Source organism: Streptomyces hamibioticus (assembly GCF_047946815.1).
Classification (GTDB): domain Bacteria; phylum Actinomycetota; class Actinomycetes; order Streptomycetales; family Streptomycetaceae; genus Streptomyces.
Genome location: NZ_JBKKQY010000001.1, coordinates 5,333,733 through 5,357,355 on the forward strand (window position 1 = coordinate 5,333,733; position 23,623 = coordinate 5,357,355).

At 74.3% G+C, this 23,623-nt stretch carries 24 protein-coding genes and 1 pseudogene; 10 read left to right on the forward strand and 15 right to left on the reverse strand.

Features of this window, described 5'->3' with window-relative positions:
- Window positions 1-12: 12 nt before the first annotated feature.
- Window positions 13-369, reverse strand: coding sequence for a hypothetical protein (locus tag ACLGIH_RS24085; RefSeq protein WP_416527355.1), 357 nt, complete (start codon window positions 367-369; stop codon window positions 13-15).
- A 109-nt stretch (window positions 370-478) separates the two neighbouring features.
- Here ACLGIH_RS24085 and ACLGIH_RS24090 point away from each other — a divergent pair, with 109 nt between their 5' ends.
- Window positions 479-709, forward strand: a complete 231-nt coding sequence (locus ACLGIH_RS24090; RefSeq protein WP_416527356.1) for a DUF2277 domain-containing protein — start codon at window positions 479-481, stop codon at window positions 707-709.
- 4 nt (window positions 710-713) lie between these two features.
- Here ACLGIH_RS24090 and ACLGIH_RS24095 read toward each other — a convergent pair whose 3' ends face one another.
- The gene (locus ACLGIH_RS24095) at window positions 714-1,352 is read right to left on the reverse strand and encodes a DedA family protein (protein WP_416527357.1); all 639 of its coding nucleotides are present in this window, start codon (window positions 1,350-1,352) and stop codon (window positions 714-716) included.
- A 288-nt stretch (window positions 1,353-1,640) separates the two neighbouring features.
- Between ACLGIH_RS24095 and ACLGIH_RS24100 the strand changes: the two genes are divergently transcribed.
- Entirely contained in the window at window positions 1,641-2,168 is a 528-nt protein-coding gene (locus ACLGIH_RS24100) for a superoxide dismutase family protein (RefSeq protein WP_416527358.1), read from the forward strand.
- 176 nt (window positions 2,169-2,344) lie between these two features.
- Here ACLGIH_RS24100 and ACLGIH_RS24105 read toward each other — a convergent pair whose 3' ends face one another.
- Both ACLGIH_RS24105 and ACLGIH_RS24110 read right to left on the reverse strand, forming a co-directional pair.
- The gene (locus tag ACLGIH_RS24105; RefSeq protein WP_416527359.1) at window positions 2,345-4,009 is read right to left on the reverse strand and encodes an alkaline phosphatase D family protein; all 1,665 of its coding nucleotides are present in this window, start codon (window positions 4,007-4,009) and stop codon (window positions 2,345-2,347) included.
- Between the two features lie 89 nt (window positions 4,010-4,098).
- Window positions 4,099-4,743: an HNH endonuclease family protein gene (locus ACLGIH_RS24110; protein ID WP_416527360.1), complete on the reverse strand. Its 645-nt coding sequence runs from the start codon at window positions 4,741-4,743 to the stop codon at window positions 4,099-4,101.
- Window positions 4,744-5,206: 463 nt separating this feature from the next.
- Between ACLGIH_RS24110 and ACLGIH_RS24115 the strand changes: the two genes are divergently transcribed.
- Complete coding sequence (locus tag ACLGIH_RS24115; RefSeq protein ID WP_416527361.1) at window positions 5,207-5,788, forward strand: TMEM165/GDT1 family protein; 582 nt, start codon at window positions 5,207-5,209, stop codon at window positions 5,786-5,788.
- A gap of 205 nt (window positions 5,789-5,993) precedes the next feature.
- The gene (locus tag ACLGIH_RS24120; protein ID WP_416527362.1) at window positions 5,994-6,656 is read left to right on the forward strand and encodes an HAD-IA family hydrolase; all 663 of its coding nucleotides are present in this window, start codon (window positions 5,994-5,996) and stop codon (window positions 6,654-6,656) included.
- Between the two features lie 804 nt (window positions 6,657-7,460).
- On the opposite strand, the gene ACLGIH_RS24125 is transcribed toward ACLGIH_RS24120, so the two are convergent.
- Window positions 7,461-8,699: a peptidoglycan-binding protein gene (locus ACLGIH_RS24125; protein WP_416527363.1), complete on the reverse strand. Its 1,239-nt coding sequence runs from the start codon at window positions 8,697-8,699 to the stop codon at window positions 7,461-7,463.
- Window positions 8,700-8,907: 208 nt separating this feature from the next.
- On the opposite strand from ACLGIH_RS24125, the gene ACLGIH_RS24130 reads away from it, so the two are divergent.
- Window positions 8,908-11,046, forward strand: a complete 2,139-nt coding sequence (locus tag ACLGIH_RS24130; RefSeq protein WP_416527364.1) for an MDR family MFS transporter — start codon at window positions 8,908-8,910, stop codon at window positions 11,044-11,046.
- Here ACLGIH_RS24130 and ACLGIH_RS24135 read toward each other — a convergent pair.
- The gene (locus tag ACLGIH_RS24135; protein WP_416527365.1) at window positions 11,039-11,530 is read right to left on the reverse strand and encodes a GNAT family N-acetyltransferase; all 492 of its coding nucleotides are present in this window, start codon (window positions 11,528-11,530) and stop codon (window positions 11,039-11,041) included. The genes ACLGIH_RS24130 and ACLGIH_RS24135 overlap by 8 nt on opposite strands.
- 164 nt (window positions 11,531-11,694) lie before the next feature.
- On the opposite strand from ACLGIH_RS24135, the gene ACLGIH_RS24140 reads away from it, so the two are divergent.
- Together ACLGIH_RS24140 and ACLGIH_RS24145 are read left to right on the forward strand one after the other, a co-directional pair.
- Window positions 11,695-12,375, forward strand: a complete 681-nt coding sequence (locus tag ACLGIH_RS24140; RefSeq protein WP_416527366.1) for a hypothetical protein — start codon at window positions 11,695-11,697, stop codon at window positions 12,373-12,375.
- Window positions 12,376-12,380: 5 nt separating this feature from the next.
- Window positions 12,381-12,962, forward strand: a complete 582-nt coding sequence (locus tag ACLGIH_RS24145) for a hypothetical protein (RefSeq protein WP_416527367.1) — start codon at window positions 12,381-12,383, stop codon at window positions 12,960-12,962.
- 3 nt (window positions 12,963-12,965) lie between these two features.
- Here the strand turns inward: ACLGIH_RS24145 and ACLGIH_RS24150 are convergent, their stop codons facing one another.
- Window positions 12,966-13,373, reverse strand: coding sequence for a DnaJ family domain-containing protein (locus ACLGIH_RS24150; protein ID WP_416527368.1), 408 nt, complete (start codon window positions 13,371-13,373; stop codon window positions 12,966-12,968).
- A 99-nt stretch (window positions 13,374-13,472) separates the two neighbouring features.
- Here ACLGIH_RS24150 and ACLGIH_RS24155 point away from each other — a divergent pair, with 99 nt between their 5' ends.
- On the forward strand, window positions 13,473-13,865 hold the full coding sequence (locus tag ACLGIH_RS24155) for an FHA domain-containing protein (RefSeq protein WP_416527369.1): 393 nt from the start codon (window positions 13,473-13,475) through the stop codon (window positions 13,863-13,865).
- Between the two features lie 18 nt (window positions 13,866-13,883).
- Here ACLGIH_RS24155 and ACLGIH_RS24160 read toward each other — a convergent pair whose 3' ends face one another.
- Entirely contained in the window at window positions 13,884-14,555 is a 672-nt protein-coding gene (locus ACLGIH_RS24160; protein ID WP_416527370.1) for an O-methyltransferase, read from the reverse strand.
- A 353-nt stretch (window positions 14,556-14,908) separates the two neighbouring features.
- Between ACLGIH_RS24160 and ACLGIH_RS24165 the strand changes: the two genes are divergently transcribed.
- Window positions 14,909-17,002, forward strand: a complete 2,094-nt coding sequence (locus ACLGIH_RS24165) for a bifunctional glycosyltransferase 87/phosphatase PAP2 family protein (RefSeq protein WP_416527371.1) — start codon at window positions 14,909-14,911, stop codon at window positions 17,000-17,002.
- Here the strand turns inward: ACLGIH_RS24165 and ACLGIH_RS24170 are convergent.
- Together ACLGIH_RS24170 and ACLGIH_RS24175 are read right to left on the reverse strand one after the other, a co-directional pair.
- Window positions 16,992-17,273, reverse strand: a complete 282-nt coding sequence (locus tag ACLGIH_RS24170) for a DUF397 domain-containing protein (protein WP_416527372.1) — start codon at window positions 17,271-17,273, stop codon at window positions 16,992-16,994. The two genes, ACLGIH_RS24165 and ACLGIH_RS24170, sit on opposite strands and share 11 nt — an antisense overlap.
- Window positions 17,233-18,081 carry a helix-turn-helix domain-containing protein gene (locus tag ACLGIH_RS24175; RefSeq protein WP_416527373.1) on the reverse strand — a complete coding sequence of 283 codons (849 nt, stop codon included), beginning with the start codon at window positions 18,079-18,081 and terminating at the stop codon, window positions 17,233-17,235. The genes ACLGIH_RS24170 and ACLGIH_RS24175 overlap by 41 nt, the downstream gene beginning before the upstream one ends.
- Window positions 18,082-18,173: 92 nt before the next feature.
- On the opposite strand from ACLGIH_RS24175, the gene ACLGIH_RS24180 reads away from it, so the two are divergent.
- Window positions 18,174-18,620: an ATP-binding protein gene (locus ACLGIH_RS24180; protein ID WP_416527374.1), complete on the forward strand. Its 447-nt coding sequence runs from the start codon at window positions 18,174-18,176 to the stop codon at window positions 18,618-18,620.
- On the opposite strand, the pseudogene ACLGIH_RS24185 reads toward ACLGIH_RS24180, so the two are convergent.
- The 5 genes and pseudogenes from ACLGIH_RS24185 to ACLGIH_RS24205 form a co-directional block, all read right to left on the reverse strand.
- Window positions 18,588-18,794: pseudogene (locus ACLGIH_RS24185) on the reverse strand (cysteine hydrolase); the annotation flags it as partial. The gene ACLGIH_RS24180 and the pseudogene ACLGIH_RS24185 overlap by 33 nt on opposite strands.
- Before the next feature lie 72 nt (window positions 18,795-18,866).
- On the reverse strand, window positions 18,867-19,280 hold the full coding sequence (locus tag ACLGIH_RS24190; RefSeq protein ID WP_416527375.1) for an aggregation-promoting factor C-terminal-like domain-containing protein: 414 nt from the start codon (window positions 19,278-19,280) through the stop codon (window positions 18,867-18,869).
- A 266-nt stretch (window positions 19,281-19,546) separates the two neighbouring features.
- A complete protein-coding gene (locus tag ACLGIH_RS24195; RefSeq protein ID WP_416527376.1) occupies window positions 19,547-20,395 on the reverse strand; it encodes an ECF transporter S component in 849 nt (282 codons plus the stop codon).
- Window positions 20,392-22,119: an ABC transporter ATP-binding protein gene (locus ACLGIH_RS24200; RefSeq protein ID WP_416527377.1), complete on the reverse strand. Its 1,728-nt coding sequence runs from the start codon at window positions 22,117-22,119 to the stop codon at window positions 20,392-20,394. The genes ACLGIH_RS24195 and ACLGIH_RS24200 overlap by 4 nt, the downstream gene beginning before the upstream one ends.
- A complete protein-coding gene (locus ACLGIH_RS24205; RefSeq protein WP_416529461.1) occupies window positions 22,116-23,240 on the reverse strand; it encodes an energy-coupling factor transporter transmembrane component T in 1,125 nt (374 codons plus the stop codon). Before ACLGIH_RS24205 ends, ACLGIH_RS24200 begins: the two co-directional genes overlap by 4 nt.
- Window positions 23,241-23,623 lie beyond the last annotated feature (383 nt).

The window sequence follows — 23,623 nt, forward strand, 5'->3', positions numbered from 1 at the left end:
CCCCGTACGCCCCTACGAGCCCTGTCCGGCGGTCCCGTCGGGCGGGGTCTCGTGGGCGTGCTTCAGCCGGCTGCGGGCGTCCACCGCGTCGGGGCCGGTGAACTCCGACCAGTAGCGGTGGGTGCTGACGAAGACCGCCAGCTCGCGCTCGCGCCGCCGCAGCTTCTCCACCTCGGCCTGTTCGTCCGCCGACCAGCCCGGCGAGGCGGGGCGTTCGACCTTGCGCCAGCCGGTGTCGTCGCTGAAGCCGTCCAGTGGTTCGACGGACCAGGGGAGCCGTTTCAGCAGGGCCGACAGCTCGGCCCGGACCTGATGCAGTTCCTCCTGACCGGCGAGGAGGTCACTCGGAAAGTCATAGGTCGTAGCCACGGCCCAATGATACTCCTGTTCGATTTTGAGGTGCGCGTTCCTCGGGGGTCCTCGCCGGGTTCCACCCGAACGTGTACCGCGAGGGCCTGCGCCGGGTGAGACTGGGGGCATGTGCCGCAGCATCAAGACCCTTCGCCCGCCCGTGCTGGCCGAGCAGGCCACCGACGAGGAGATCCGGGCCGCCGCCCTCCAGTACGTGCGCAAGGTCTCCGGCTTCCGGGCCCCGGCCGCGCACAACCGGGAAGTGTTCGAACAGGCGGTGGACGCCATCGCCGCGGCCACCGCCGACCTGCTGGGCGGCCTGGAGGTCCGCGGCGCCGGCGCCCGCCGGGCGGGGTGACCTCCTACGACGCCTCCGCGGCCCGCGGCTCCCGGCGCATCAGGTACGCCGCGCCCGCCCCCGCCGCGGACAGCGCGACCAGGGACACCCCGGTGGCCAGCCAGGTCGCGCCCAGCCACTGACCGCCGAGGTAACCGAGCGTGACGCTGTAGCCGGCCCAGGACAGGCCGGCCAGCGCGGACCAGGGGAGGAAGTCGCGGGCCCGGCGGTGGGCGGCGCCGGCCACGAGGGAGACGACGGAGCGGCCGGCCGGGGCGAAGCGGGCCAGCACGACGAGCGCGCCGCCGCCGCGGGCCAGGGCGCCGCCGAGACGTTCCTGCGCCGTGGTCAGGCGGCGGGAGCGGGCGATCGCGCGGTCCAGTCGAGGCCCGCCGCGCCAGGCGAGGCGGTAGGCCACCAGGTCGCCGAGCACGGAGGCCGTGGCGGCGCAGAGCGTCAGCACCAGGATGTCGGGGACGTCGCCCGGCACCTGCGCGGCCGCCGCGCCGGTGGTCGCGGCCGTGCCGGCTGCCGCCGCGGTGGCCGCCGTGATGACCAGAACCCCGCTCGGCAGCATCGGCAGGAACACGTCGAGGAGGACCGAGAGGGCCACCAAGGCGTAGATCCACGGGCTGCTGACCAGCGACCCCACACTCTCGAACACCGCGACTCCCCGTGACTCCCCCGTCGGCCGGCCGGCCGCGACGCGCGGGGAGCGGCTGGGTCGGCCATGACAGCCATACAGCGTACGCCCGGGGTGTGACAGAGAGTTCACAGGGGCCTCGGGTGTCCGGCACGGGGTGTTCACCCGGCTGCCGCCTCCCGGGGGCGGCGGGGGGTGGTGTCCCGTAGCAACGACGGTGGGGGCCGCGCGGCGGGGGCGGGCCCTGTCGGCCGGGCGCCGCTCGGGCGTCGGCCGGCACACCGTCGACCCGGAGGAACGGAACACATCATGGTGGCAGCAATATGTGCGGGTGCCGTCGCGGCGGCCGTGCTCGCGAGCGGCGCCGTCCCGCACGACTTCTCCCTGCGCTCGGACGCCCGTTTCCGGCCGGCCGGCATGGGTTCCCCGCCGTCGGCGGTGACGTACGACAAGAGGCTGGTCCCGGCCGGCTCGTGGATCGAGGTGCGGCAGTACACCGCCGTCGGCGGTGAGACCACGGTCGAACTACGGGTGAAGGGCATCAAGCCCGGTCACGCCTACGGCGTCCACGTGCATCGCAGGCCCTGCGGCAACGACCCCGCCGCCGCGGGCGGGCACTACCAGCACTGGCCGTCCGACGATCCCCGGGCCGCCAACCCGCACAACGAGGTCTGGCTCGACTTCGCCCCCGACGCCCACGGCGAGGCCCGGGCGCGTGCCCAGCACCCCTGGGGTTTCCGGCCGGGCCAGGCGAACTCCGTCGTGATCCACGACGAGCCGGGCAACTCCGGGGAGCGGATCGCCTGTTTCACGGTGCCGTTCCGACCGGTTCGCTGAACGTGCCGGGGCCCTCCCGTGCGTGCCGGACGGACGGGCGCGTACGGGAGGGCCCCGGCACGGCCGGATCAGGCGGTGACCGGCGTCTCCTCGGCGGCCGGGCGCTGCTGCCCGGACTCCAATCGGTCGAAGCTCCGCCGCGGGACCGTCCCCGCGACGCCGCCGGAACCGATCCCTCAGGGGCTCAGCTCCGTGTCCCGCACCGTCCGCAGGGACGGCCCCGGCCCGCCTCCGCCGGCCCGGGCCCGCTCCAGCCGCAGCCGGGCCGAGCGCCCGCGCAGCGTCAGCGTCATGAGCTGGTTGCCGAACCAGGGCCCGCCGCGCTTGCGCCAGCGCACCGCCGGGCGCGCGAGCCGTCCGTGCCGGGCGAAGACCCGGCCGAGGGCCCGCGCCGGGGCGCTCCAGCCGAAGCGGAAGCCCAGGCGGATGGAGAGCGGCACGGAGTTGTGGACGGGCGAACAGGTCAGCTGCACCACCCGCGCCTCGGGGGCCCCGTCGGCCCCGGCCGGCCAGGACGGCTCGGCCACGTAGGCGTGGTGCACGTCTCCCGAGAGCACGCACACCGTCGCGGGCGCCCCCGGCCCCGTACCGACCTCGGCGATCAGGTCCGCCAGGGCGTCGAAGGAGGACGGAAAGGCGGCCCAGTGCTCCAGGTCGGCGGCGCGGCGCACCTTCTCGCCGAGCCGGGCCCAGCGGGGGCCGCGCTCGCCCCGGCACAGGGCGGCGTTCCAGCCCTCCACGTCGTGCACGAGGTGGGGGAGGAGCCAGGGCAGCGAGGAGCCGACGAGGAGGTGGTCGTAGGGAGCGGGCCCGTCGCCGGTGCGGCCGTCGAGCACCTGGTCGCGCAGCCACCGGGCCTCGCCGGGGTCGAGCATCGCGCGGCGGTCCTCGGCCAGGACGCGGGCCGCGCGGGTGTCCACCATCAGCAGCCGGACCCGGCCGAAGTCGCGCCGGTAGCTCCAGCGGACGGCGGATGCGTCGGCGTCGGCCTTCGCCGCGAAGGTGCGCAGCGCGTCGGTGCCGTCGGGGGTGGCCCGGACGGCGGCGTAGAGCGGGTCGGCGGCCAGCTCGGCGGGGGAGAGGTTGCCGAGGTGCTGGTGCACCCAGTACGACATCAGGCCGCTCAGCAGCCGCTCGCGCCACCAGCCCGTGGCCCGCATGTCGGCGAGCCAGGCGGCGGAGGTGTTCCAGTCGTCGACGACGTCGTGGTCGTCGAAGATCATGCAGCTGGGCACGGTGGACAGCAGCCAGCGGACCTCGGGGTCGAGCCAGGACTCGTAGTAGAGCCGGGTGTACTCCTCGTAGTCCGTGACCTCGGCGCCCGGCGGTTCGCTCAGGTCGCGGCGGGCGGCGAGCCAGCGGCGGGTGTCGTCGGAGACCTCGTCGGCGTACACCTGGTCGCCGAGGAGCAGCAGCACGTCGGGCCGCCCGGCCTCCGGGTCGGCCGCCATGCGGGCGGCCAGGGTGTCCAGCGCGTCGGGGCCGACCGGGTCCTCGTCCCCGGCCGCCGGAGCGGCCCAGCGGCAGGAGCCGAAGGCGACCCGCAGCCCGTCCGCGTCACCCGGCGTGCTGATCACGGAGGGCGGGAAGCCGGAGTCGGGCAGCGGCCACACGCGCGTGCCGTCCAGCAGCACCTCGTACGCCGTCGAGGTCCCCGGGGTGAGCCCGCTCACCTCGATCAGGGCGTAGTGGTGGCCGGCGATCTGAAAGGTGCCGGCCGTGCCGCCGCTGCCGTCCGCGCAGCGCACCTCGGCCGTGCACGGACGGCTCGCCTCGACCCAGACGGTCGCGCACGAGCCGTCGGTGTACCTCAGCAGCGGTCCCAGGCGCAGGCTCGCCATGGTCCTCCCCTCCTCCGTCGCCCCGTACCGTACGGAACGACGGAGGCCGGCGGGGAGGTTCCGCGCCGATCGGTGTGCACCGGTTCCGGTCAGCAGCTCGCCAGGTGGTTCTGGAGCGCGGACTTCTCGGCGGAGTCGACCGAGAGGCCGTAGTAGTGCTTCACCTGCACCCAGGCGCGGACGTAGGTGCAGCGGTAGGCGGACCGGGAGGGCATCCAGGTGGCCGGGTCCTGGTCGCCCTTGGCCTGGTTGACGTTGTCGGTGACCGCGATGAGCTGCGGACGGGTCCGGTCGTTGGCGAAGGCCTCGCGCCGGGAGGTGGACCAGCTGCCCGCGCCGGAGTCCCAGGCCTCGGCGAGCGGGACCAGGTGGTCGATGTCGACGTCGGACGCGGCGTACCAGGTGGCCCCGTCGTAGGGGGAGTACCAGCTGCCGCTGGTGGCGGCGCAGGAGGAGTTGGTGACGACGTTGGTGCCGTCGCGCTTGAGGATGGTCTCGCGGGTGTTGCAGGCGCCGCTGACGGTGGACCAGTGGGGGAAGAGGTCGCGGTCGTAGCCGGAACGATTCTCCGACTTCACGGTGAGCGCGGCGAGGTAGCTGCGGGCGGTGGCCGCGCTGACCGGGGTGGGCAGGGCGGCGGAGGCGGACGGGGCGCCCGCGAGCGCCACGGAGGCCAGGGTTCCGGTGAGCGCCGCGAGGATGCCGAGCCGTCGACGCGCGTAGAACTTGGGCATGCGAACTCCCTTGTGGGGGTGGGGCTTTCGGACGCGAGCGAAGGAATGCTCGCGACGCCGCGTTGCGTACAGGTGTGCGGTCGGCAAGAAGCTAGTGACGCGTACATGTCGCGTCTATGGGACGGCCGGAATTCGTCCACGGGGTGGGTGGCCGCGTCCCTGGTCCGGCGGTGGCGTATGCGGCACGGCGGGACTTTCGGCCCGTGACGGGCCGGTGGGGGGCTCGCGTACGATGGGTGGCGCAGAAGGGGAGTAGCTCTTCGCCGGACCGTCGACATACTGCTCAGCTCGCTGAGCCGGCGCCCGGAGGCGGGCCTCGTGTGCGAGGTCGGCCAGCGAGACCTTCGGCAAGCAGTGCACACCCGTGCCGTACGGCGCGGGTGACCGTGTGCTGTCGTGCCGAGGTGTCGCGTCGCAGGATTCAGCACTCTCGGTGGGGCAGCCCCGACCGATTGAGGACCCGTTGATCAGCTTCACCGTGACGGCGCTCGTGTTCGGCGTCGTCTTCCTCGCCGAACTGCCGGACAAGACCGCGCTGGCCGGACTCGTGCTCGGCACCCGTTACCGGGCGAGTTACGTCTTCGCGGGCGTCGCCGCCGCGTTCGCGCTGCACGTCGCGCTCGCCGTGGCGGCCGGCAGCGTGCTGACGCTGCTGCCGCAGCAGATCGTGCACGCGATCACCGGTGTGCTGTTCCTGGCCGGTGCGGCGATGCTGCTGCTGAAGAAGGACGAGGACGAGGAGGAGGTCCGCAAGCCGGAGAACCAGTCCTTCTGGAAGGTCTCCGGGGCGGGCTTCATGCTCATCCTGGTCGCCGAGTTCGGCGACCTCACGCAGATCATGACGGCCAACCTGGCCGCCCGCTACGACGACCCGCTCTCCGTCGGTCTGGGTGCGGTGCTCGCGCTGTGGGCGGTGGCCGGGCTCGGCATCGTCGGCGGCAGGGCGCTGATGAAGCGGGTGCCGCTGCGGCTGATCACGCAGGTGGCGGCGCTGCTGATGCTGGGGCTCGGGGTGTGGAGCCTGTGGGAGGCGGTGACCGGGTGAGCCCGCGGCGGGGCGGGTTCGCGGCCCGGTGCGGGCTGAACGCCGGATGAACGATTCCCCGACCCGCTGGCGCGATCGCGGAGCTGTTTTGTACCGTGGAGAAACAAAGTGGCTTCCGCCCGTTTTCCCTGACCGGCGGGCGGAGCCGCCTTGTACCCCGGGGACGCCGCTCCTGCGTCCCTCTCCCGTGTCTTGGAGTCCGCCGATGACGGCCACCGCCACCGTTCTCACCGCCCGTGCCCTCCTGCTCGACATGGACGGCACCCTCGTCAACTCCGACGCCTCGGTCGAGCGCGTCTGGCGGCGCTGGGCCGACCGGCACGGACTGGACGGCGACGAGGTGATGAAGGTGGTCCACGGGCGGCAGGGCTACGCCTCCATGGCGCTGCTGCTGCCCGACCGGCCCATGGAGCAGAACCACGCGGACAACGCCCGCATGCTCGCCGAGGAGACCGCCGACACCGAGGGGGTCGTCGAGATCCCGGGCGCCACGGAGTTCCTCGCCTCGCTGCGGGGGCTGCCGCACGCGCTGGTGACCTCCGCCGACGTCGCGCTGTCCACCGCCCGGATGGGTGCCGCGGGGCTCGCGCTGCCCGAGGTGCGGATCACCGCCGAGTCGGTCGGCGCCAGCAAGCCCGACCCCGAGGGTTTCCTCAAGGGCGCCGCCGAGCTGGGCATCGCTCCCGCCGACTGCATCGCCTTCGAGGACTCCGCCGCCGGCATCACGGCCGCGCGCGCCGCCGGCATGAAGGTGGTGGGCGTGGGCGACCGGGCCGGCTTCCACGGGCCGGACGCGCTGGTGCGGGACCTGACGCAGGTGCGCGTCGAGGCGACGACGGACGGGACGATCCGCCTCCACATCGGCTGACACGCCTCACGTCGGCCGTCACGCCTCACGTCGGCCGTCACGCCTCACGTCGGCCGTCATGCCTCCATGTCGGCTGTCACTCCTCACGTCGACTGACACCCATCCATGTGGCTGACTCGCCTCGGCCTCGGCTGACACCGCTCTACGGGCCCACGCCGCTCGACGGGGTCGACCCCGTTCGGCGCGGGGTTTCGCACGGCTCGGCGGGGCCGGCGTCGCTTGACGGGCCGGACCCGTTCGGCGCGGCCGGTGTCGTACGGCGGGGCGGCTGAACCCCATCACGGGGTCGGCGCCGCTGGGCAGGGCGGTTTCACTGCTTGGCGGGGCTTGAGCTGTTCGGCTGGTGGTAGCACCGGTCGGCGGGTCCGGGGTCGCTCCGCAGGGGGTGGCGCCGGTCGGCGGGGTGGTGCGCACCGTCGGCGGGGCTGGTGCCGTTCGGCGGGCGGCTGGAGTCTTGCGGCGGGGCTGGTGCCGTTCGGCGGGCGGCTGGAGTCTTGCGGCGGGGCTGGTGCCGTTCGGCGGGCGGCTGGAGTCTTGCGGCGGGGCTGGTGCCGTTCGGCGGGCGGCCGGAGTCCTTCGGCGGGGTCGGCGCCGCTCGGTGAGGCGGCCGGCGCCGTTCCGCGGCGCTGGGTGCCGTACGGCGGGGCGGTTCGTACGGCTCGGCGGGTTCCGGCGCCGCTCGGCGGGTCCCGGACCGTTCGGCGGTCCCGGGTCGTTCGGCGGAGGTCCGGGGGCGTTCGGTGGGGCCGGACGCTCGGTGGGGACGTGTCGCCCGGCGGGGAGCCGGGGCCGGTCCTCGGGGTGTTACGGCTCCCGTGTCTCCGCCTCCAGCCGGCGGCGGGTCTCCGGGCCGTACTCGCCGAGGTCGTCGGAGCGGATGCCGCGGGCCCACTGGTAGTTGCGCAGCGCGTCCTCGACCTCGCGGCCGAAGTACCCGTCGATGTCGTCCACGTAGAGGTAGAGCTGGCTGAGCCGGTGCTGGAGTTCGGTCACCTCCGGGCCGCTGTCGCCGCGGCGCAGGACGGTGCCGTCGGCGGTGCCGTCTTCCCGGCCGCGCCGGTCCTGCCGGTCGTCGGGCTCCTTGGGCGGTTCACCGGCGCGGGTGGCCGTCCCGGTCGGCGTCGGCTCGGCCGACCGGGACGGCGTCGGCGAGGCGCTGGACGCCGACGGGGACGGCGAGGGCGACGGGCTCGCGCTCGGGGACGCGGAGGCGGACGGGGACGGCGAGGCCGACGTGGGCGACGCGGAGGCGGTGCTCGGCGCCGGTGCGGACGAAGGGGCCTCGGCCGACGGTTCCGGCACCTCCGCCCGTACCTCCTTCGCCGACGCGCCGTCCCGCGTCGGCGTCTCGTACGAGAACAGTCCACTGGCGTACCCGGCCGCCCCGAGCACGGCCACCACCGCCCCCGCGACGCCCAGCAGCACGCCGCGCCGCCGACGGGCCGGGCGTGCGGCGGGCTTTTGCCGGGCGTCGGGCTCGGCGGTGTCCGGCGGTGCGGTGTCGAACAGTGACAGATCGGTCGCGCTGGGTGAGCCGGGCGGCGGAGCGAGGGGTGTGGGCAGTACCGAGGTCGCGTCGGGCGCCCCGGCCCCGACGGCGCGCAGCGGCATGGTCGCGTCGGCGGCGTCGCCCGGGGTCTGCCGGGTCCGCGGGGCGGCGGCCCCGGGCGGGGCCTCCGAGGCGGACGCATGGGGAGCCTGCGAGGCGGACGCATGGGGAGCCTGCGAGGCGGACGCATGGGGAGCCTGCGAGGCGGACCCATGGGGCGACCGCGGCTCCGGTGGGCCCTGCGGGTTCTGCGGCGCCTGGGCCGATGCGGCGCCGCCCTCCGCCGCCCCCTCCAGCTCGACGTAGGGCCGGATGCGCAGGGGGTCGAAGTCCTCCGCGGCCGCCGCCTGCGCCGTACGCGCCTCGCGCAGCGCGTCGGACGCCCGGGGGCCGCAGCCGCAGGAAGGGGTGTTGTCCGGCTGCCGGCGTGCCCCGCACTGCGGGCACGGATGGCCCGGCCGCCGAGGCTTCTCGGGCCCCTCCGGATGCTCCATGGTGTGTCGTCCCTCCCCCCGCTCGCGTCCCCTCGCGAACTCCAGAGATTATGCAGACCTTCTCCGCACTGCGGCGCCCGTGACCCCCGGAACGTCGGCATCCGGTCCGCTCCGCGCCGCTTCCCGGGAGGACTGAACCAGCCATATCGGGTCACACCGACCACGAGGGACACACGAGGGACAGGTGACGAGAGCCTCGGGAGGCCGTATGGCCGAGGAAGCACACGAGACGTCCGCCGCAGGCCGGGCGGACCCGCTGAGGAAGGCCACCGGCGCCACGAAGGCCGACGGCGGCCCTCCGGCGACCGACGGCGGCCCCCCGCAGCCCGCCGACGCGCACGTCCCCGGCAACGTGCTCGTCTCCATCGGCGCACTGCTGCTCGGCATGCTGCTCGCCGCCCTCGACCAGACCATCGTGGCGACCGCGCTGCCCACCATCGTCAGCGAACTCAGCGGCATGGACCATCTCTCCTGGGTGGTCACCGCGTATCTGCTGGCCGCGACCGCCGCGACCCCGCTGTGGGGCAAACTGGGCGACCAGTACGGACGCAAGCGGCTGTTCCAGGCCGCCATCGTGATCTTCCTGATCGGCTCCGCGCTGTGCGGCATGGCGCAGAGCATGGCCGGGCTGATCGCCTTCCGGGCGCTGCAGGGCCTGGGCGGCGGCGGGCTGATGGTGCTGTCCATGGCGATCGTCGGCGACCTGGTGTCCCCCCGCGAACGAGGCCGGTACCAGGGACTCTTCGGCGCGGTGTTCGGCGCGACCAGCGTCCTCGGGCCGCTGCTCGGCGGCCTGTTCACCGAGCACCTGAGCTGGCGGTGGGTCTTCTACGTCAACCTCCCCGTCGGCGTCGTCGCGCTCGCCGTGATCGCCGCGGTGCTGCACATCCCGCGCCGCACCACCCGGCACGTCATCGACTACCTCGGCACCCTGCTCATCGCCTCGGTCGCCACCTGCCTGGTCCTGGTCGCCTCCCTCGGCGGCACCACCTGGGCCTGGGGCTCCCCGCAGATCATCGCGCTGGCCGTGCTGGGCGTGCTGTTCACCTTCGCCTTCGTGGCGGTGGAGCGCCGGGCCGCCGAACCCGTCCTCCCGCTGAAGCTGTTCCGCATCCGCACCTTCGTCCTCTCCGCCGTGATCAGCTTCATCGTCGGTTTCGCGATGTTCGGCGCGATGACCTACCTGCCGACCTTCCTCCAGGTCGTGCAGGGCGTGACGCCGACCATGTCCGGCGTGCACATGCTGCCCATGGTGATCGGCCTGCTGCTGGCGTCGACCGCCTCCGGGCAGATCGTCAGCCGCACCGGCCGCTGGAAGGTGTTCCCGATCGCGGGCACCGGCGTCACGGCACTCGGCCTGCTGCTGCTCCACCAGCTCGACGAGACCAGCCCCACCTGGGAGATGAGCGCCTTCTTCTTCGTCTTCGGCCTGGGCCTCGGCCTGGTCATGCAGGTCCTGGTCCTCATCGTGCAGAACGCGGTGGCGTACGAGGATCTGGGCGTCGCCACCTCCGGCGCCACCTTCTTCCGCTCCATCGGCGCCTCGTTCGGCGTCGCCGTCTTCGGCACCGTCTTCGCCCACCGCCTCGGCGACGAGCTGGCGGCCGCCTTCACCGGTGCGCGGCTCCCGCCCGGCATCTCCGTGGACGCCCTGGAGTCCGACCCGCGCGGCATCGCCGCCCTGCCGGCCGCGCTGCGCCCCGACGCGGTGCAGGCCTACGCCACCGCCATCACCGACGTGTTCCTGTACGCCGCGCCGGTCGCGGTGCTGGCCTTCGCCCTGGCCTGGTTCTTCAAGGAGGACCGGCTGCGCGCCTCGGTCACCGCGCCCGACGGCACCGAGACCTTCGCGAGCAACCCGGTGGAGCGCTCCTCGCACGACGAGGTGACCCGCGCGCTGTCGGTGCTCGGCACCCGCGAGGGCCGCCGTGAGGTCTACCGGAAGATCACCGAACGGGCCGGGTACGACCTGCTGCCCGCGGCGAGCTGGCTGCTGCTGCGCATCCGCCGGTACGGCCGGGTGGAACCGGCGGTGCTCGCCCACCGCGGCCCGGTGCCGCTGACCGTCGTCCTGGAGGCGTCCCGGCAGGTCGAGGTGCGGCACCTGGCCGTGCGCGAGGGCCTGGACCTGGTGCTGACCGACCACGGGCGCGAGGTCGCCGAGCGGCTGGCGCGGGCGCGCGAGGAGTCGCTGTCCGAGCTGCTCGGCGACTGGTGGGGCCCGGACCGCCCGACCGACCTGGTCCAGCTGGTCCGGGAGCTGAACGGGGAGCTGTGCGGTTCCCACGCGGAGCGCCCGCGGGGCGAGCACCGCCCCCTGGAGCGCCCCGTCTCGGGCTTCAGCTGAGCGCCTTGGCGAACCAGTGCTCGGCGTACGGGCCGCTGTTGTGCGGCTCGGTCTCCACGTAGCCGAGCCGTGCGTACAGGGCACGGGCCTCGACGAGGTCCGCGCGGGTGTCCAGCACCAGCCGCCGCGCCCCGAGCGCCCGCGCCGCGTCCTCGGCCGCCGCCACGAGCCGTGCCGCCCCGCCCCGGCCGCGCATCCCCTCGGCCACGAAGACCCGGGTCAGCTCGGCCGTCGAGGCGTCCAGCAGCCGTACGCCCGCCGTGCCGGCCGGTTCGTCGCCGTACCGCGCGACGAGCAGCCGGCCCCGGGGCGGTGCCAGGTCGGCGCCGGACTCGGCGGCCACCTCCCGCTCCAGCTCGTCGGGGTCGGTGCGGCGCCCCTCGTGCAGCAGGTACCAGCGGTCGCTGACCTCGGTGTAGTACGCCCGCCACAGCGCGGCGGCGGCGGGGGAGTCGTACGGCTCCGGGGCGATGGTCCACGTCATGACCGGGATTGTCGCCAGACGGCCGGCAGGGGCGCGAGCGTATTTTCCCACCGGTGCGCCGTCCGCGCGCCCCGAATGCCGTTTACGGCCGGACTGCGGGGCAACCCGGACAACGAACCGGCCCGCAAGGAGAGTCGGGTGGGTCGAGAACCCGGAAGGCATCCATGTCCACTGGCGTGATCATCGCACTGATCGTGATCGTGGCGGCCGTGCTCGTCGTGGCGGCCGTACTTACCATGCGCAAGCGGGGCCCGCAGGGCGGGAACCTCAAGCGGCGCTTCGGGCCCGAGTACGACCGGGCCGTGGCCCGGCACGACGGCGACAAGAAGGCCGCCGAGCGGGAACTCACCGAGCGCGTCGAGCGGCACGGGTCGCTGCGGACCAGGTCGCTGGAGCCGGCCGAGCGCGAGCGGTTCGAGGCGCGCTGGACCGCGGCCCAGGAGCGCTTCGTCGACTCCCCGCGGGAGGCGGTCGCCGACGCGGACCGGCTGCTCGCCGAGCTGGCCGGCGCCCGCGGCTTCCCGGACGGCGGGCAGTACGAGGAGCAGCTCGCCGCCCTGTCCGTGCACCACGCCCGGCACGTCGACGGCTACCGGCGCGTGCACCGCGCGGCGCACGCGGGCTCGCCCGACGCCCAGAACGGCGGCGACGCCCAGCACGGCGGCGGGGGCACGGAAGAACTGCGTGAGGCCATGGTCGAGGCCCGGGCCCTCTTCGACGACCTGGTGCGCCCGGCCGGCCACGAAGGCGGCCGGCACCGTGCCGGGACGGACGGCGACGGCCGCGCCCCGGCCCGCACCCACCATTCGTGGGCGCTCGGCCGACGGCACCCGAAGGAGAGTTGAGGCTCATGTCCGACGCGACCCCCCGGCCGGCCGGCGGCCCGCCCGAGGATCCCGGCCGTCCCACCCCCGACGCCCGCGGCGAGACGGCCCTGGGCACCGGCCCGGTGACCGGCGCCGAGACCGCACCCGGCGCTCGCGCCGACCACGCGGCCGGCACCCGCCCTGAGACCACCCCGGGCATGCCCGCCACGGGCGGCGCCGCCACCGGCACCGAACGCACCGCCGGAGCCGAGCACGCCCCCGGGGCCGGACGCACCACCGGCGCCACGGGCGGCGCCGCGCCGTCCACACCCAGTGAGCCGCTCCTCCCGCACGAGGAGTGCGAGAAACTCGAGCAGCGGCTCCAGCACGCCGTCGCCGGATTCGTCGACGGTCCGCAGGCCGCCGTCGAGGAGGCCGACCGCGCCCTGGAGGAGATTGCCTCCCGCTTGGCGGACGCCGTGACCCAGCGACGCCGCACCCTGCGCATGTCGTGGCAGACCTCCGCCGCGGGCGAGGACAAGCCGACGACGGGCGCCGACACCGAACAACTCCGCCTGGCCCTGCGGGACTACCGCGAACTGGCGGACCGCATGCTGCGCCTGTGAGACCTACCGCTCCGCCCGGCGCTCCCGCCACTGCCGTACGATCTCGTCGACGTCGTAGGGCTTCAGACCCAGCGGGGGGCCGGGCGGCGGCTTGAGCAGCATGTCCCGGATCTTGACGTTCAGCTCCTCGACGATCCTGCGGACGATCCGCTCCGACGGCGCCTCGGCCGCCTCGAGCAGCGCGTCCTCGGCCTCCTTGCGCAGCGCCAGCGTCGGCGGCAGGACGGAGACGCCCTCGCGGGCCATCTTCCGCTTGATCCACCACAGTTCGTCGTAGCCCGCGTCCACGTCGCTCGGGAGCGGTTTGCCCGCCCCCGGCAGCCCGTCGAACGCACCGCGTGACTCGGCCTCACGGATCTGCTTGTCAATCCAGGATTCGAAGTCGACGCCACCCGGCTTTCGTTCGGTCATGGCATCCATTGTGCCGGACAGCGCCCCGCCGGCCGATCTATCATTCGGCGGCGGCAGGCCGACGGGGCCGCCGCGCAGGGCCGTCCCAGGAGGAGCGCAGTGCTCGAACTCACCATGGCCACCGTGTCCGGGGCGGACGCCGGCGCCACGGCCGGCATGCAGATGGCCGACGCGCCCAGTGAGCCGGGCGCCGTGCTGCGGGTGGGCCGGGACCGGTCCGTGTGCCGGCTGGCCACGCCGGACGACTGGCTGTTCGTCTCCCGGGTGCACCTGGAGTTCCGGTGCGGCCCCGACGGCGGCTGGCAGCTGACCTGGCTGCGCGGCTCGCAGGCCGACCCGTCCTCCGAGGTCCGGCTGATGGTCGGCGAGCACACGCAGCCGCTGGTCTACGGCGGCACCGTGCCGCTGCCGAGGGGTGGCAGCGGCGAGCTGGTGGTCCAGGACCGCACCGGCCCGCGCAGCGTCAACGTCGGCTTCTACCACGAGGTGTGAGCCGAGGCGCTCCCGTGCTCAGGCGAGCACCCGCGCCACGGCGAATCCGTCGTACCCCTTCGCACCGACCGTCTGGATCGCGGTGCCGCTGAGCCGCGGATGGCTGCCGATCATCTCGATGGCGGCCCGGGTTCCGCGGACGTCGTCGGCGGTGCTGTCGGCGTCGGCGACCCGGCCGCCGCGGACCACGTTGTCGAGGACGATCAGGCTGCCCGTGCTGGTGAGACTCAGCGCCCACTCCAGATAGCGGGGGTTGTTGCCCTTGTCGGCGTCGATGAAGACCAGGTCGAACGGCGGCGGGTTGTCGTCGGCGAGCTGCGGCAGCGTCTCCAGGGCCGCGCCCACCCGCACCTCGACGAGCCGGTCCAGCCCGGCCCGCGCGATGTTGCGGACGGCGACCTCGGCGTGCCGGGGGTTGTGCTCCAGCGAGACCAGCCGGCCGTCGGCGGGCAGGGCGCGGGCCAGCCAGATGGTGCTGTAGCCGCCGAGGGTGCCGATCTCCAGGATGGTGCGGGCGCCCTGGACCGCGGCGAGGAGCTGGAGGAACTTGCCCTGGTTCGCGGTCACGTTCACCTCCGGCAGCTCGGCGGCCCGGCTGTCGCGCAGGGCGGCCTGGAGGACGTCGTCGTCCGGGGCGAGGTGGGAGACGAAGTAGTCGTCGACGTCGTCCCAGACCTGCGACTCGCTCATGCGCCTGCCTTTCGTGTGTCCGGATGGCCGAGGGGCACCGGGTGTGCTGCCGGAGCCCCGGATGGCGTACGGCGCCAGCCTAGGCAACGGTCGCGGTCCACCACGTCCCGGACGGGGTGTCACCGGCCGCGCGGCGCGCTCGGCGAGGGGGACCGCCCCCCCGCCGCTGTCGTCGTCCGGGCGGACAACCGGACAAAAGGAGAACGGCCGTCAGGTGAAGCGGCGGTGGCCCGCGTCTCTCCCCGGGGGCGCTGCGAGCCATAGGGTTCGCAGGAGCACTCACGCACGGGACGCGTGGGACGCGTGCGACAGGCGGGACCACCGGGACAAGCGGGGCGGGAGGCCGACGGAGCGTGGCGAATGCGGAGCACAGTGGGCGACCGGCGGGAGCCCTCGGGGCGGCAGCGGCCGACGCGGGCCGCCTTCGGGTGGCCCGGCTGGGCCTGTGGCTGATCGCCGCGGTCCTCGCGGCACGGCAGCTGGCCGCGGTCCTCGGCACTCCGCGCGGTGAGCGGCTTACGGACCTGGAGACCTGGGCGGGGCCGGGCGGTGTGCTGCACGTCGAGGGCTCCCTCTACGACTCCACCCGGTTCACCGGCACGCCCTTCACCGGCCTGGTCCTCAAACCGTTCACCCGGGCGGCCGAGCAGGCACTCGGCTGGGGCTGGACCTTTGGCACGCTCCTGCTGGTCGTGGCCCTCGGCCTGGTCGCCGCCCGCGCCCTGCCGCAGCCGGTCGGCCGCCGCACCGCCCTGCTGGCGGCGCCGGTGGCCGTCAGCCTGCTGATGCTGTCGCTGCCGGTGCGCAACACCCTCTGGCTCGGCCAGACCAGCATCATCCCGGTGCTGCTGGTCCTGCTGGGCTGCTTCGCCGTCCGCGGCCAGCGGGCCGGCGGGGTGCTGATCGGCGTCGCCGCGGCGTTCCAGCCCACCGTCCTCCTCTTCGTCCCCCTGCTGTGGTTCACCGACCGCGGACGGGCGGCCCTGACCACCGGGGCCACCTTCGCCGTGTGCACCGCGCTCGCCTGGGCGGCGATGGCCCAGGACTCGTACACGTACTGGGTGCACCACCTGGCGGGCGTCGGCCTGGGCGGTGCCGCCGACGACCTCGCCAACCAGTCGCTGCACGGCGCCCTGCTGCGGCTCGGCCTCTCCGGCCCGCTGGAGACCGCCCTCTTCCTGCTCCTGGGCGCCGCGGTCGCCGTCCTCGCCCTGCGCCGCGCCGTGCGCTACGCGCGCGACGGACAGTTGCTGCTCGCGGTGGCCATCACGGGCTGTGCGGCCGTCGCGGTGTCGCCCACCACCTGGCAGCACCAGCTCCTGTGGGTGCTCCCGGCGGTCGTCGGCCGGGTCGGCAAGCGCGCCTCCGACCGGTACGTGTGGCCGGTCGCCGTCGTCCTGGTGATGACGCTGCCGGCGAAGATGATGCTGCCGAACATGGCGGTGCTGCACCCGCTGCGGGACAACGTGGTGCTCCTCGCGGCCCTCGCCGCCGCCGTCGCCGTGCCGTTCCTGCCCCGCACCTCGCCGTACTTCCGGACGCCGGTCCCGACCGAGTACGCCCCCGCGGCCCCGGCCCGCTTCGGGCGCGTCCCCCTGCTGCCGTTCCTGCGCCGGGTGCTGACCCGCCCGAACCTCCTGCTCGAACTGCTCCTCATCCGCGTCACCTACGCCGCCTACTCCCAGGTCCGCCTCGCGGCGACCGGCGGCCGGGACCTGGCCGAGGAGCACGGCCGGCAGATTCTCGACCTCGAACGGGTGCTGCGCCTCGACATCGAGCACGCGATCAACCACGCCGTCGTCGAGGTCGACTGGCTGCGGGGCTTCTTCGACTTCTACTACACGTCGTTCCACTTCGTGGTCCCGCTGGCCGTCCTCGGCCTGCTCTACTGGCGCCGCCCGGTCGACTACCGCTGGGCCCGCTCGGCCCTGGGCTTCACCACCCTGCTCGCCCTGCTCGGCTTCTGGCTCTACCCGCTGGCACCGCCGCGCCTGATGCCCGGCCTCGGCATCATCGACACGGTCAACGGCGTGCAGGACTTCTCCAAGCCCGACTACGGCACGCTGACCGCGCTCACCAACCAGTACGCGGCGATGCCGTCACTGCACTTCGGCTGGTCGCTGTGGTGCGGCCTGGTGATCGCGATCATCGCGCCGAAGGCGTGGATGAAGGCCCTCGGCCTGCTGCATCCGCTGTTCACCGCCTCGGCGATCGTCGCGACCGGCAACCACTGGGTGCTGGACGCGGTGGGCGGCGCGCTGGTGGTGGGCGCGGGCTTCGGCCTGACGTACCTGTTCCAGGGCCCGCGGACCCGGACGGCCGGAGCGGCGGCGCGGACGACGACGGCCGGGCCGAAGGCCGAGGCCGAGACCGGGGTTCAGCCCCAGGCCCCGGCGCGGCCCCGTCCCTCCACCGGTTCCGACCCGGAGGGCAGGATCACTCAGTGACAGTGGCCGCCGACGTCCAGCTGACGAAGGTGGCGAACGCGGCGGGGCCGAGGGTGAGGACCGGTCCCGCCGGGTTCTTGGAGTCGCGGACGGCGACGGTGGCGGGCAGTTCGGCGATCTCTACGCAGTTGCCGCCCTGGTCGCCGCTGTACGTCGACTTGCGCCAGGCGAGGGGGCCGAGCGGTGAGCATTCGACGCAATCGCCGCCCTGGTCGCTGCTGTAGCTGGACTTACGCCACTGGATCTCCGTCGGCATCGCCTTGCTGTCCATAGCGTTCCTCCATCATGCGCCGGATCAACTCCGCCGAATCCTTGAGGGAGAGTGCGGCGGCCCGGAGATGATCGTATCGGAGTGAACAGTCCTTGACGGTGTCCGGGTTGGCGGTCGGATGACCGGTGCCGTACCCCTCGGTGTAGACGATGGTCGGATCGCCGGTGAAGCGGTAGAGGTTGAATGAGCCTGTCAGTCCCGCATGCGCTCCCGCCGAGAACGGCAGGACTTGGACGTTGGTCCGGGGATTGCCCTCGAAGGACAACAGGTGGGTCAGTTGGCCGCGCATGATCTCCCGATCGCCGATTTCCTGATGCAGCGCGGCCTCGCTGATGACCATCCAGAAGACCGGCGGCTCCCCCTTCTCGAAGATGCGCTGGCGGGAGAGCCGCACGGCGGTGCGGTCGTCGAGGTCGGTCTCGTCCAGCGCGCTGAGCACGCTCCGGACGTACGCGTCGGTCTGGAGCAGACCATGGATCATGTGGGTCTGGAAGGTGCAGATCTCCGTGGCCCGAGCCTCCAACTCGGCCACCTGTTGGAACCACGCCGGGAGCTGACTGCGCATCACCAGGTCGACCAGCCGGGACAGCAGGCCGCCCGTCCCCAGCGCCGCGTCCACCCGCTCGCTGAACTCCCGTGTCGGCAGCTTCCTGGCCGTCTCGATCTGACCCACCAGCGACCCGGTGTAGTTGACGATGTCCCCGAGCTGACGCTGTGTCAGCCCGGCTGCCTCCCGATGGCGGCGCAGCTCGAAACCGTAGTAGTCGAGCGGCGAGGCGCCGGGGTCGAGGACGTTGATGTGGGTCACGCAGAGCCCCCTCGCGCGCGGCCCGGTCCACGACGGGACCGGTTGTATTCGTTCCGTAGCCCAGCGTAGTCAGGCCGGGTCAGCCTCGTAGCGTGAACGAATACATTCCCCACACCCTCATGGGTCCCCGCCCCGCGCAGTACACCCTGCGCCTCACCGTCGGCGCCCACTCGGCCCGGCACGTCCGCCGGATCGTCCGCTCGTATCTGGACGAGTGGGACCTGGCCGAATTGCGCGACGCCGTCGAGCTGGGGATGACCGAGCTGCTGGCCAACGTCGTACGGCATGTCCCGGACCGGCGTTGCTCGCTGCTGTTGCTGCGGCAGGAGGAGGGGGTGCGGGTGGAGGTGGCGGACGGGTGTCCGGAACTGCCCGTGCCGGCCGCCGGGTTGCCGTCGGACGCGGAGGGCGGCCGAGGGCTGCTCCTGCTGGACGCGGTGGTCGGCAAGTGGGGCGTGGGGCCCGGTCCCGGGGACGGAAAGACGGTGTGGTTCGAGTGCCGTCGGTCAGCCGCCGGTGACGGCCAGCTCCTTCTGTGACGGGACGACGACCCCGTACAGGTCGGCGATGGTGGCGAGGGCGCTCATGTGCACCTGCCGGGCGTCGAGTTCGGTGCCCGCGACCGGCAGCGCGCGGGTGGCGCAGGCGTCGGCCACGACGGTGGGACGGTGGCCGCGCAGGAAGGCGCCCTGGGCGGTGAAGGCCACGCACACGGGCCGGGACGTGCGAAGGCGGCGGCCCCGGGGATCGGGGGGCCGCCGCCTCCGGCTCTGTCGTGGGGCGGATCAGTACCAGCCGTTGGCCTGCCAGAAGCTCCAGGCGTCACAGGCGCTGCCGTACCGGTCCTTCATGTAGTCCAGACCCCACTCGATCTGGGTGGCCGCGTTGGTCTTCCAGTCGGAACCGGCCGAGGCCATCTTCGAGCCCGGCAGGGCCTGCACCAGGCCGTAGGCGCCGCTGGAGGCGTTGGTGGCGGTCACGTCCCAGTCGCTCTCGTGGTCGACGATCTTCGAGAAGCACTGGTACTCGGCCGAGTTGCCGATCATCTTCTTCGCGGTCGCCTGGGCCGAGGAGGCCGGCGTCGCCGCCTGGGCGGGCGCGGCGGCGATCAGGGTGCCGCAGGTGGCGGCGGCCAGGGCGGCACCGGCGAGGGCCTTCTTCGGGGTGGCGGCACGGCGGAGGAGGGAAGCGGCGGACAAGGCGGAGGCCTTTCGTCGGGGACGAGGGTGTCGGGCACGCCGGTGGCATGCGTGGGCGCCGCTGCCCCGAGGGGCGTCGGCGCCTGGCGACACGTCCACGGAAACAGGCCGGACGGCGGTCCGCAATGACCCCTTTTGCTAGTGGTGGTCGTATGTGCGACGCAGGTCCGACCTGTGGCCTGCGTCTCAATGTGCAGGTCAGAGGGGTGGTGGGGGCCGGTGGCGGGGGCCGGCTGGCTACGGCCCCGGATCGTAGGTGAACCGGGTCACGTGGGGCGCCTCACCTCGGCCGGGTCCTCGAATGTGACCGGCGCCTCGAACGCCGCCCGGCGCGTGGCCCGGCGCAGGGCGCGCAGCAGCGGGGCGCCCAGGGTGAGGGTGAGGACGACGGTGACGGCGGCGCGGCCCAGGTCCCAGCCGAGCGACGTCGCCAGGCAGTAGGCGACGAAGCGGGCCAGGTTGGCCGGGACCGACGCGTCCGGGTCGAAGCCGATGTTCGAGGCCAGGGCGCCCATGAAGGGCCAGCCCGCCATGTTCATCACCGTGCCGTAGGCGAAGGACGCCAGGAACCCGTAGACCGCCAGCAGCACCAGCTCGGTACGGCCGCGCAGGCGGTCCGGGAACGGGAGCAGGCCCGCGCCCATCGTGAACCAGCCCATGGCCAGCATCTGGAACGGCATCCACGGGCCCACCCCGCCCGTGAGCAGCGCGGACGCGAACATCGTGACCGAGCCCAGGACGAAGCCGAAGCCGGGGCCGAGCACCCGGCCGCTGAGGACCATGAGGAAGAACATCGGCTCCAGGCCGGCCGTCTGCGCGCCCAGCGGGCGCAGCGCCGCGCCGGTCGCCGCCAGGACGCCCAGCATGGCGACCGCCTTCGGGCCCAGCCCCGACTCCGAGATGGTTGCCGCCACCACGGCCACCAGCAGGACGAGGAGGCCCGCGAACAGCCACGGCGCGTCCTGGGCGTGCGCGCTGACCTGCGAGGTCGGCGGGGCCAGGAACGGCCAGCCGAAGGCGGCCACGCCGACCGCGCTGACCAGGGCCAGGGCGGCCGTGGACCGGGGGCCCAGACGGATGGCCCGCGCCTGGCGCTGGGGGGCGGGGCCGGTCATGCCAGGGCCTTCCGGACCTCGGCCACCGTCAGCCACTTCTGCGGGGCCAGGATCTTCGCGACCTGCGGGGCGAAGGACGGGGACGTCACCGCCACCTCCGCCGTCGGTCCGTCGGCTATCACCTCGCCCTGGGCGAGCAGGACGACCCGGTGGGCCAGCTCGACGGCCAGTTCCACGTCGTGCGTGGCCAGGACGATCGCGTGGCCCTCCGCCGCCAGTGAGCGCAGGATCCCCGTCAGGCGGGCCTTCGCCGCGTAGTCCAGGCCGCGGGTCGGCTCGTCCAGCAACAGCAGCGGCGGGCGGGCCGTCAGGACGACGGCCAGCGCCAGGGTCAGGCGCTGGCCCTCCGAGAGGTCGCGCGGATGGGTGTCGCCGGTGATGCCGGGCAGCAGCTCGGACAGCAGGGCCCGGCAGGTGCCGGGGGCGGCGCCCGCGTCCGCGTCCGCCGCCGCGCACTCGGCGGCGACCGTGTCGGCGTACAGCAGGTCCCGCGGCTCCTGCGGGACCAGGCCGGCCCGGCGGACGAGGTCGCGCGGGGACGTGCGGTGCGGTACCGCGCCGGACGCGCGGACGGCACCGCCGGACGGCGCCACCAGGCCGACGAGCGCGGACAGCAGGGTGGACTTGCCGGCGCCGTTGCGGCCCATGAGGGCGACCGTCTCGCCGGGGGAGACGGTGAGGTCGACACCGTGCAGCACCTCGGCCCGGCCCCGGCGCACGGAGAGGGCACGGGCCTCGGCGGCGGGACCGGAGACGGCGGCCGGAGTGCCGTGCCGGGGCCTGCGGCGGAACAGGGACCGCCGACGGACGGGGCCGGCCACGGCCCCGGACGCCCCCGTGGCCTCCGGGGCGGCGCCCCCGGGAGGCTCCGCGGCCGTCGGGGCTTCCGCGTCCCGTCGTGGCTCCCGGCCGGACAGCCGTTCCCGCAGCGGCGCCGCACGGCGACGCGCGTCGCGGATCGTCAGCGGCAGCGGGGACCAGCCCGCCAGGCGGCCCAGGTCCACCACCGGCGGGTACACCGGGGAGACGGCCATCACCTCCGCCGGGGTGCCGATGACCGGTGCCGCGCCGGGGGACGGCAGCAGGACGACCTGGTCGGCGTACTGGATGACGCGTTCCAGGCGGTGCTCCGCCATGAGGACCGTCGTGCCCAGGTCGTGGACCAGCCGCTGGAGGACCGCCAGCACCTCCTCGGCGGCGGCCGGGTCCAGCGCGGACGTCGGTTCGTCCAGCACCAGCACCTCGGGGTGCGGGGTGAGGACCGAGCCGATCGCGACGCGCTGCCGCTGGCCTCCGGAGAGGGTGCTGATCGGGCGGTCGCGCAGGTCCGCCAGGCCGAGCAGATCGAGCGTCTCCTCGACGCGGCGGCGCATCACCGCCGGGGGAAGACCGAGGGACTCCATGCCGTAGGCGAGTTCCTCCTCCACCGTGTCCGTCACGAAGTGCGCCAGCGGGTCCTGGCCCACCGTGCCGACGATGTCCGCGAGGTCGCGCGGCTTGTGCGTGCGGGTGTCCCGGCCGGCCACCGTCACCCGGCCGCGCAGGGTGCCGCCGGTGAAGTGCGGCACCAGGCCGCTGACCGCGCCGAGCAGCGTGGACTTGCCGATGCCCGACGGGCCGACCAGCAGCACGAGTTCGCCCTCGGGGACGGTGAGGTCGACGCCCTGGACGGTGGGTCCGTCGGCCCCGTCGTACGTCACGGAGACGTTCTCGAAGCGGATCACGACGGCTGCTCCTTCACGGTTCGGCCGGGGGCTGGGGTGACGAAGGCGGGGAGCAGGCCGAGCAGGACGGCGGCCGCCGGCCACAGGGGGAGGCCCGGGGCGACGAGCGGGCTGACGCCGGGGTTCAGCGCCGCCGGGTCGCGGGCGGCGGCGACGGCGAGGAGGGCGGCGACCGCGGCACCGGAACCGGCGACCAGCCAGGCGCGGGTGTCCCAGCGGTCGGGACGGTAGCGGGTGCGGAGGGATCGGCGGCCACCCAGCCACAGCCCCGCGAGGGCGGCGGCCAGACCGGCGAGGAGGACCGGGACGCCGTACGTGCCGCCGTCGGCGGTGAGCATGCCGTACGTTCCCGCGCAGACGCCGAGCAGCCCGGTCAGGGTCAGTGCGGCCGTCGTACGGCGTACGGCGGCGGGGACCCGGGCGCTACGGCCGTACCCGCGCGCGTCCATCGCGGCGGCGAGGGCGACCGAGCGTTCCAGGGCGCCTTCGAGGACGGGCAGCCCGACCTGGAGTACGCCCCGGACGCCCTTGTCGGGCCGGCCGCGCAGGCGGCGGGCGGCGCGCAGACGCTGGACGTCGGCGATGAGGCTGGGAGCGAAGGTGAGGGCGACGACGACGGCCACGCCGGTCTCGTAGAGGGCGCCGGGGAGGGACTTGAGGAGCCGGGAGGGGTTGGCGAGGGCGTTGGCGGCGCCGACGCAGATCAGGAGGGTGGCCACCTTCATCCCGTTGTAGAGCGAGAAGGCGAGCCCCTCGGCGGTGACCCGGCCGCCCAGGCGGATGCCCTGCGCCCAGTCGGGGAGCGGGACCTCCGGGAGGGTGACGAGCACGTGCGTGCCGGGGACGGCGGAGCCGAAGACGACCGAGAAGGCGAGGTGGATGGCGAGGACGGCCAGGGCCAGCTTGACGAAGGCCTGGTAGGAGCGGGACCAGGGGGCGTCGGAGCGGCGCGTGGTGACGACGTAGGCGGAGACGGTGACGAGGAGGGCGAGCAGGAGGGGGTTGGTGGTGCGGGTGGCGGCGACGCCGAGACCGAGGGCCCAGAGCCACCAGGCGCCGGGGTGAACGGCCGAGCGGTGAGGGTGGCGGGGAACGGGCCCGCTGACCGGCGGGCGCGGGATGCCGCCCTTCCGCGGGCCGGGTGCCGCTTCGGCGACAGGGCTGCCTGCGGGGCGCGGCGTTGCGGCGGCGCGGTCGGCCGTGGGCTGGGGGGCTGTGGCGGTGCCGTCCGGCGCGGTGCGCGTGGCTCCGGCGGTGCCGTCGGGCGCGGTGCGCGTGGCTCCGGCGGTGCGGCCGGGCGCGGGGCGCGGGGTGCCGGGGATGGGGGTCGCGCTGCCCGCGACGCGCGGGGTGTCGGCGGCGGGGGTGCCCGGGGCGCGTGGCGTGCCGGGGGCAGGGCTGTCTGCGGGGTGTGGGGTGTCGGTGGCCGGGCTGTCTGCGGGGTGTGGGGTGTCGGTGGCCGGGCTGTCTGCGGGGTGTGGGGTGTCGGTGGCCGGGGTGTCTG

Coding starts and splice junctions, on each gene's coding strand:
- ACLGIH_RS24090 (WP_416527356.1), top strand. CDS start 479: ATGTGCCGCAGCATCAAGACCCTTCGCCCGCCCGTGCTGGCCGAGCAG.
- ACLGIH_RS24100 (WP_416527358.1), top strand. CDS start 1,641: ATGGTGGCAGCAATATGTGCGGGTGCCGTCGCGGCGGCCGTGCTCGCG.
- ACLGIH_RS24105 (WP_416527359.1), bottom strand. CDS start 4,009: ATGGCGAGCCTGCGCCTGGGACCGCTGCTGAGGTACACCGACGGCTCG.
- ACLGIH_RS24110 (WP_416527360.1), bottom strand. CDS start 4,743: ATGCCCAAGTTCTACGCGCGTCGACGGCTCGGCATCCTCGCGGCGCTC.
- ACLGIH_RS24120 (WP_416527362.1), top strand. CDS start 5,994: ATGACGGCCACCGCCACCGTTCTCACCGCCCGTGCCCTCCTGCTCGAC.
- ACLGIH_RS24125 (WP_416527363.1), bottom strand. CDS start 8,699: ATGGAGCATCCGGAGGGGCCCGAGAAGCCTCGGCGGCCGGGCCATCCG.
- ACLGIH_RS24130 (WP_416527364.1), top strand. CDS start 8,908: ATGGCCGAGGAAGCACACGAGACGTCCGCCGCAGGCCGGGCGGACCCG.
- ACLGIH_RS24135 (WP_416527365.1), bottom strand. CDS start 11,530: ATGACGTGGACCATCGCCCCGGAGCCGTACGACTCCCCCGCCGCCGCC.
- ACLGIH_RS24140 (WP_416527366.1), top strand. CDS start 11,695: ATGTCCACTGGCGTGATCATCGCACTGATCGTGATCGTGGCGGCCGTG.
- ACLGIH_RS24145 (WP_416527367.1), top strand. CDS start 12,381: ATGTCCGACGCGACCCCCCGGCCGGCCGGCGGCCCGCCCGAGGATCCC.
- ACLGIH_RS24150 (WP_416527368.1), bottom strand. CDS start 13,373: ATGACCGAACGAAAGCCGGGTGGCGTCGACTTCGAATCCTGGATTGAC.
- ACLGIH_RS24160 (WP_416527370.1), bottom strand. CDS start 14,555: ATGAGCGAGTCGCAGGTCTGGGACGACGTCGACGACTACTTCGTCTCC.
- ACLGIH_RS24170 (WP_416527372.1), bottom strand. CDS start 17,273: ATGGACAGCAAGGCGATGCCGACGGAGATCCAGTGGCGTAAGTCCAGC.
- ACLGIH_RS24195 (WP_416527376.1), bottom strand. CDS start 20,395: ATGACCGGCCCCGCCCCCCAGCGCCAGGCGCGGGCCATCCGTCTGGGC.